This is a genomic window from Metabacillus sp. GQ13 (assembly GCF_059758525.1).
Window position 1 is genome coordinate 23,185 of the sequence record NZ_JCAXET010000031.1, and the last position, 8,017, is coordinate 31,201.

At 34.5% G+C, this 8,017-nt stretch carries 5 protein-coding genes; all 5 read left to right on the plus strand.

The window, feature by feature from the left end:
- The first annotated feature begins 1 nt into the window (after position 1).
- On the plus strand, positions 2-1,120 hold the full coding sequence (recF, locus tag AC6CHR_RS24200) for a DNA replication/repair protein RecF (RefSeq protein ID WP_498251722.1): 1,119 nt from the start codon (positions 2-4) through the stop codon (positions 1,118-1,120).
- Between the two features lie 10 nt (positions 1,121-1,130).
- Positions 1,131-1,379, plus strand: coding sequence for an extracellular matrix regulator RemB (gene remB / locus AC6CHR_RS24205; RefSeq protein ID WP_498251731.1), 249 nt, complete (start codon positions 1,131-1,133; stop codon positions 1,377-1,379).
- A 155-nt stretch (positions 1,380-1,534) separates the two neighbouring features.
- Positions 1,535-3,457: a DNA topoisomerase (ATP-hydrolyzing) subunit B gene (gene gyrB / locus AC6CHR_RS24210; protein WP_498251723.1), complete on the plus strand. Its 1,923-nt coding sequence runs from the start codon at positions 1,535-1,537 to the stop codon at positions 3,455-3,457.
- 272 nt (positions 3,458-3,729) lie between these two features.
- Entirely contained in the window at positions 3,730-6,321 is a 2,592-nt protein-coding gene (gene gyrA / locus AC6CHR_RS24215; protein ID WP_498251724.1) for a DNA gyrase subunit A, read from the plus strand.
- A gap of 331 nt (positions 6,322-6,652) precedes the next feature.
- Positions 6,653-7,741 (plus strand): HD-GYP domain-containing protein, encoded by a 1,089-nt coding sequence (locus tag AC6CHR_RS24220; protein ID WP_498251725.1) that lies wholly within the window; start codon positions 6,653-6,655, stop codon positions 7,739-7,741.
- The last annotated feature ends 276 nt before the right edge of the window (positions 7,742-8,017 follow it).

The following is an 8,017-nucleotide window of genomic DNA, read 5'->3' on the forward strand; positions in this document are numbered from 1 at the left end:
TTTGTATATTAAAGAGCTAACATTAAAAAATTACCGAAATTATGAAGATTTAACCATTCAATTTGATAATAAAGTCAATGTAATCCTTGGTGAAAATGCTCAAGGGAAAACAAATGTAATGGAATCAATCTTTGTTCTTGCCATGGCAAAATCACATCGAACATCAAATGATAAAGAATTAATTCGTTGGGACGAAGAATATGCTAAAATAGAAGGTAGTATAGAAAAGCATAATCGATCCACGAAACTCCAATTAATAATTTCTAAAAAAGGTAAACGAGCAAAATTGAATCATATTGAACAAGGTAAACTTAGCCAATATGTAGGTGCAATGAATGTTATCATGTTTGCACCAGAAGACTTAAATCTAGTTAAAGGTAGTCCACAAGTTAGAAGAAGATTTATAGATATGGAAATCGGGCAAGTATCAGCCGTATATCTTCATGACTTAAGTCGTTATCAAAAGATAATGCAACAACGAAATCATTATTTAAAATTATTACAGATGCGTAAACAAACAGATCAAACAATGCTAGATGTTTTAACATCGCAATTATGTGAGTCAGCAGCAAAAATAATTATTAAAAGAATGAAATTTATTTCCGAACTTCAAAAATGGGCTGGACCTATACATACAGGGATCAGCAGAGGGTTAGAAACACTAGTCATTAAATATAAAACATCTATTGACGTATCAGAAAACAATGATTTGACGAAAATGATAGAAGTATATGAGCAGAAGTTTGCTAAAATAAGGGAGAAAGAAATTGAGCGAGGAGCAACGCTCGCTGGACCACATAGAGACGATTTAGAATTCTATGTAAATGACCATGATGTTCAAACATATGGATCACAAGGTCAACAAAGAACTACTGCTCTCTCATTAAAATTAGCTGAAATAGATTTGATCTACAATGAGATTGGAGAATATCCAATCCTTTTACTTGATGATGTGTTGTCAGAGTTAGATGATTATCGACAATCTCACTTATTGAATACGATTCAAGGAAAGGTACAAACCTTCGTAACAACTACAAGTGTTGAGGGGATTGACCATCAAACATTAAAAGAAGCAGCTACTTTTCATGTTCAAGCAGGATTTCTTGCAGACGATAAATGAGGTGATTAACTTGTATATTCATCTAGGTGACAATTTTGTAGTACCCTCAAAAGAGGTGGTCATGATATTAGACCGTCAGTCCTCAAAAGCCTCCTCCATAGTTACTGAGTTTTTAAATAAACAGGAAAACAAAATTGTTAAGCTTTCGCATAGTGAAGCTAAGTCGGTAATTATAACGATGGATAAAATTTATTTTTCTCCGTTGTCGTCAGGTACATTAAAAAAACGAGCACAACATGCTTTTGATATAGAATTATAAAGTAAGAAAGTCAAAAACATCTAGAGAAAAATTGCAAGATGGTGGAAAAAGTGTTCCGCTACTTTTTCGTGATCTTTTTGAATAACCGCTAAAAAGATAAATAACTAGTTTTAAAAGAGAAGCTTTAGGAAAAGTGAAGGTGAATCAGTATGACAATGGAAGAAAATCAAGTCCAGCCGCAAGCATATGATGAAAATCAGATTCAGGTTCTAGAAGGTTTAGAAGCAGTACGAAAACGACCTGGAATGTATATAGGGACTACTAGTGCAAAGGGTCTTCATCATCTGGTCTGGGAAATTGTTGATAATAGTATTGATGAAGCTTTGGCGGGTTTTTGTGATGAAATAAATATAATCATTGAAAGTGATAACAGCATTACTGTTAAGGACAATGGACGAGGAATTCCAGTCGGTATTCATGAGAAAATGGGCCGTCCAGCAGTCGAAGTAATCATGACCGTCCTTCATGCAGGTGGTAAATTCGGTGGTGGAGGTTACAAAGTTTCTGGAGGTCTTCATGGTGTTGGTGCATCTGTTGTTAATGCCCTCTCAACAGAATTAACTGTGACTGTCCATCGCGAAGGTAAGATACACTTTCAAAAATTCGAAAGAGGTATTCCTGCTGCTGATCTTAGTATAATTGGAGAGTCAGACCAAACTGGTACGATTACTCATTTCACACCAGATACAGAAATTTTTACTGAGACAATAGAATATGATTATGATACCCTTACAACTCGTGTCCGAGAGTTGGCTTTTCTTAATCGAGGACTTAAACTAACAATTGAAGACTTACGTGAAAACAAACGTCACAATGAATATTATTATGAAGGTGGTATTAAATCTTACGTAGAGCATTTAAATCGTACACGTGAGGTCGTCCATGATGAGCCTGTATATATCGAGGGTGAAAAGGATGGGATCACAACTGAAGTTGCGATTCAATACAACGATAGCTATACAAGTAATATTTATTCTTTTGCTAATAATATTCACACCTATGAAGGTGGAACACATGAATCAGGATTTAAAACAGCATTAACTCGTGTCATTAATGATTATGCTAGAAAAAATAGAATTTTCAAAGAAAATGATGATAATCTTTCAGGTGAAGATGTTCGTGAAGGAATTACAGCAATCGTATCTATAAAACATCCAGACCCTCAATTTGAGGGGCAAACGAAAACAAAGCTAGGAAATTCAGAAGTTCGTACAGTAACAGATTCTGTATTTTCTGAGGCGTTCGATAAATTTTTGCTAGAGAATCCATCTACAGCTAAAAAAATAGTTGAAAAGGGCTTAATGGCAGCAAGAGCTCGACTTGCAGCTAAAAAGGCTCGTGAGTTAACCAGAAGAAAAAGCGCACTTGAGATTTCAAGTCTACCTGGTAAGCTTGCAGACTGTTCTTCAAAGGATCCATCTATCAGTGAGATCTATATCGTTGAGGGTGATTCTGCAGGTGGTTCTGCTAAGCAAGGAAGAGATAGACATTTTCAAGCCATCTTGCCATTAAGAGGTAAAATTATCAATGTCGAAAAAGCTAGATTAGATAAAATTTTGTCAAACAATGAAATTCGAGCAATTATAACAGCTTTAGGCACAGGTATTGGCGAGGATTTTGATATAACAAAAGCACGTTATCATAAAGCTGTTATTATGACAGATGCTGATGTGGATGGTGCACATATACGTACCCTGCTTTTAACTTTCTTTTATCGTTATATGCGTCCAATTATTGAGCAAGGTTATATTTATATTGCCCAACCACCATTATATAAAATCCAACAAGGGAAACGTATCGAATACGCTTATAACGAACGTCAGTTAGAGAGCTACCTTGCTGAAATGCCAGGACAGCCTAAACCAGGTATTCAACGGTATAAGGGTTTAGGAGAAATGAATCCAGGACAATTATGGGAGACGACTATGGATCCCGAGACACGTACTTTACTTCAGGTTACTTTAGAGGACGCAATTGATGCCGATGAAACGTTCGATACATTAATGGGTGATAAAGTGGAACCACGTCGTAACTTTATCGAAGCAAATGCACAATATGTTAAAAATCTAGACATTTAATTTAAGTAGCACCTCATTATATGGTGAGGTGTTTTTTTATGAGATAAGAAACTTTAGGTAGCCTTTTTAAACTAAATCATGTTCTCAAATTGGATAATAGAATGAAAATAACCGATTTCATCAAATGACTATCAATATTCTATGAAATTGATGTGTAATCTTTCTATAACATTGATATAATGGAGAATAGACTATTAAATAGGATTTATTATAAACGTTATCTTGCTCTCCCAATTTAAAATGTAAAAAAGACTAAGGGAGGTTATCTTAGTATGTCGGAAAATCAAAACTCACATGTAATTGAAAGAAATATTAGTAATGAAATGCGTGAATCATTTTTAGGGTATGCAATGAGTGTTATCGTTTCTCGTGCCTTACCAGATGTTCGAGATGGACTTAAGCCGGTTCATCGTCGTATCTTGTATGCAATGAATGATTTAGGTATGACATCAGAAAAGCCGTTTAAGAAATCTGCACGTATCGTTGGTGAAGTAATTGGTAAATACCATCCTCATGGCGATTCAGCAGTATACGAAACGATGGTACGTATGGCTCAGGATTTCAACTTTCGCTACATGCTAGTTGATGGACATGGTAACTTCGGTTCTGTAGATGGAGACTCTGCAGCAGCTATGCGTTATACAGAGGCACGTATGTCGAAAATATCGATGGAATTAATCCGTGATATTAACAAAGATACAATTGGTTATCAAGATAACTATGATGGTTCAGAAAGAGAACCAGTTGTGCTACCAGCTAGGTTTCCCAATCTCCTTGTAAATGGAGCAACTGGAATAGCTGTGGGTATGGCAACAAATATTCCACCTCATCAACTAGGTGAAGTTATCGATGGAGTACTTGCATTAAGCAAGGAACCAGATTTAACTATACCTGAATTAATGGAAATCATTCCGGGTCCAGATTTCCCAACATCGGGACAAATTATTGGTCGGAGTGGGATACGTAAGGCGTATGAAACAGGACGAGGTTCGATTACAATTCGAGCTAAAGTTGAAATCGAAGAAAAGCCTTCTGGTAAACAAGTCATTATTGTTAAGGAATTACCATACCAAGTTAATAAAGCTAAGCTTGTTGAAAAAATTGCAGAGCTTGTTAGAGATAAAAAAATTGACGGCATCACTGATTTACGAGACGAATCAGATCGTAATGGGATGCGTGTAGTGATTGAATTACGTAAGGATGCGAATGCAAACGTCCTATTAAATAATTTATACAAACAAACAGCTCTACAAACAAGTTTTGGTATTAATATGCTTTCGCTAGTTGATGGACATCCTAAAGTCCTTAACTTAAAGCAAATGCTTTACTATTATTTAGAACATCAAAAAGTTGTCATAAAGCGAAGAACGGCCTTTGAATTAAGGAAGGCTGAAGCAAGGGCTCATATTCTCGAAGGTTTAAGAATTGCACTAGATCATCTTGATAAAGTTATTGCTCTTATTCGTAGTTCACAAACTGCTGAAATTGCCAGAAATGGACTAATAGAACAATTCTCTCTAAGTGATAAACAAGCACAAGCTATATTAGATATGAGACTTCAACGATTAACTGGTTTAGAAAGAGATAAAATTGAAGATGAATATCAATCACTTGTGAATTTAATTGCAGAATTAAAGGCAATTCTTGCAGATGAAGAAAAGGTACTTATCATTATCCGTGAAGAGCTAACTGAAATTAAAGAGCGATTCAATGATAAACGTAGAACAGAAATTGTAGCTGGTGGACTAGAAAATATTGAAGATGAGGATTTAATTCCCGTTGAAAATATTATTATTACACTAACGCATAATGGATATATTAAGCGACTTCCTTTATCAACGTATCGTACACAAAAAAGAGGCGGTAGAGGTATTCAAGGAATGGGAACCAATGAAGATGACTTTGTTGCTCAACTTCTTACAACCTCAACACACGATACTATCCTGTTCTTTACGAACAAAGGTAAGGTTTATCGTGCGAAAGGTTATGAAATCCCTGAATACAGTAGAACAGCTAAAGGACTTCCAATTATTAATCTCTTAAGTGTCGAACAGGACGAATGGGTTAACGCGATTATTCCAGTATCTGAATTTGTCGATGATTGGTTCTTGTTCTTCACGACCAAGGATGGAATTTCAAAGCGTTCTCCATTGTCACAATTTGCAAATATTAGAAATAACGGATTAATAGCAGTTGGTTTACGCGAAGCAGATGAACTGATATCTGTTAAATTAACAGACGGTTCAAAGGATATTGTCATTGGTACTAAAAATGGTATGCTTATCCGTTTCCCTGAAACTGACGTTCGTTCTATGGGACGTACTGCATCAGGAGTTAAAGGGATATCACTTGACGAGAGTGATAATGTCGTGGGGATGGAAATCTTAGAAGAAGACGTTGATATATTAATTGTCACTCGGAATGGTTATGGGAAACGTACCCCTTCTGGAGAGTACAGAATTCAAAGTCGTGGCGGTAAAGGTTTAAAGACATGTAATATCACCGACAAAAATGGCCCTGTTGTTTCCGTTAAAGCAACTAAGGGAGAAGAAGATTTAATGCTAATAACAGCTAGTGGTGTTATAATCCGCATGGGTATTTCAACGATTTCAACCATGGGAAGAAACACACAAGGTGTTAAGCTAATTAAATTAGATGAAAATGTCTCTGTATCAACTGTGGCTCTTGTTGAAAAAGAAGAACCTGAAGAGGATGTAGTAGAAGAAGGCGAATTAGCAGATTTACCTAATGAAGAATTAACAAAAGAAGATGTAGTTGAAGAAAATTCAGATTTAACAGCAGAAGAAAATACAGCAGAAGAAAATTCAGCAGAAGAAAATTCGGATTCAACAACAGAAGAATAAAAAAAGAGTAAGATCGAATGTCTTACCGTCAGCACACAATTATATAGATTTCTAAAAAGACTCACTCATTTTAAAATGGTGAGTCTATTTTTTATACTCAAGAGTCATAGATAAAGTTTAAATAATGTGTATTTCACTAGAAATTATTGAAATGAGGAATGAAGTCTCTATTAGTAAAGTAAATGCAAACTCAATTAAAGACGATTCGTAAACCGAAATAACTACTATTTTCCATTAAAAGGGATAATTGTAGATTAAATTTACCTGTTTGTCGATAATTTTTATAAACATTAGTACCTATCTTTAGATATAATAGAATAGGGGGGATAATATGAAAATCCAAATTGAACAATTACAAGAAGGTTGCATACTATTAAAAGATATATTGTCAGCAACTAATAAACCATTAGCTTATAAAAAGACAATTATTACTGAACATATAATAGAAGTATTAAAAGCATTTTTAATCAATGAGGTTGAAGTAGAGAGTACATTAAAAAGTGGTGAAAAATTTCAACCCTTTAATATAGTAGAAGATACGAGAGAAGCTGAGGGGCATCTTGATACACTAGGTGAAAAACCATTCTATCAACAATACTTAGAGACAATTAAAAAATTTAAGCAACTATTCTTGGGATGGCAGGCAGGTACTCCAGTTGATATTGGGAAAATTCGAAATGTCATTCTACCATTAGTCTCAGAAATGGAAAGTAATGAAGATGAAGTCATTAAGCTATATCATTATTGTAAACAAGAGGATTATATCTTCCATCATTCTGTTTCCGTTTCATTGGTAAGCGCCTATTTAGCTAGAAAACTAAATTACAACCAAGGAGACGTCAACCAAATAGCATTAACAGGTTTACTTTGTGATTGTGGAATGGCGAAGATTGACCCTAAAATATTAACTAAGAAGGTGACATTAACAGAAAGGGAATACAGAGATATTAAACAACACCCTGTTCATAGTTATAATTTATTAAAAAATATCGTGTCAATAAAGGAAGGGGTAAAAATAGGGGTCCTGCAGCATCATGAAAGAATAGATAGTAGCGGGTATCCACTAGCTGTAAAAGGCGAGCAATTACATCCATATAGTAAGATCGTTGCTCTGGCTGATACATATCAAGCAATGGTAACGGTTAGACCTTATCGCAGTAAACAATCGCCTTTCAAAGTTCTCGAGCAGATCATACAAGATGACTTTGGTAAATTTGAAATAAATATTGTAAATAAGTTAAAAGATGCACTAATTAAATTTTCAATTGATACAAAAGTAAGGCTGTCTAATGGTCTTATTGCTCAAATAATCTTTATTGATGAGTTATATCCAACTAGACCGATTATTAAAGTAACAAAAACAGGAGAAATTATTGCCTTAAAAGATAAGAGAGAACTATTTATCGAGGAAATAATCTAAAAAATGCTCTAATTGTGTTGACTAAAGATATAATATCCTGTTATACTTCTAAAAGTCAGCCAATCAGAGCAGATGGATCTTTAATCAAAAAAACATTGACTTATAACATTAATAAATGTTATACTAATTAAGTTGCTTTTACAGCAGATGATAATTAAAGTTCTTTGAAAACTAAACAAAACCAAGCGTGCCAACGTTAATTTCGATTAACAAAAGCGTACTATATATTAGTACAAATGTTTTAAACTTTTAAGAGCTATATCAAACACTTTATTG

What these genes read in the sequence shown, in the direction of transcription:
- AC6CHR_RS24220 (WP_498251725.1), top strand. Translation starts at nt 6,653, where the DNA reads ATGAAAATCCAAATTGAACAATTACAAGAAGGTTGCATACTATTAAAA.
- gyrB (WP_498251723.1), top strand. Translation starts at nt 1,535, where the DNA reads ATGGAAGAAAATCAAGTCCAGCCGCAAGCATATGATGAAAATCAGATT.
- gyrA (WP_498251724.1), top strand. Translation starts at nt 3,730, where the DNA reads ATGTCGGAAAATCAAAACTCACATGTAATTGAAAGAAATATTAGTAAT.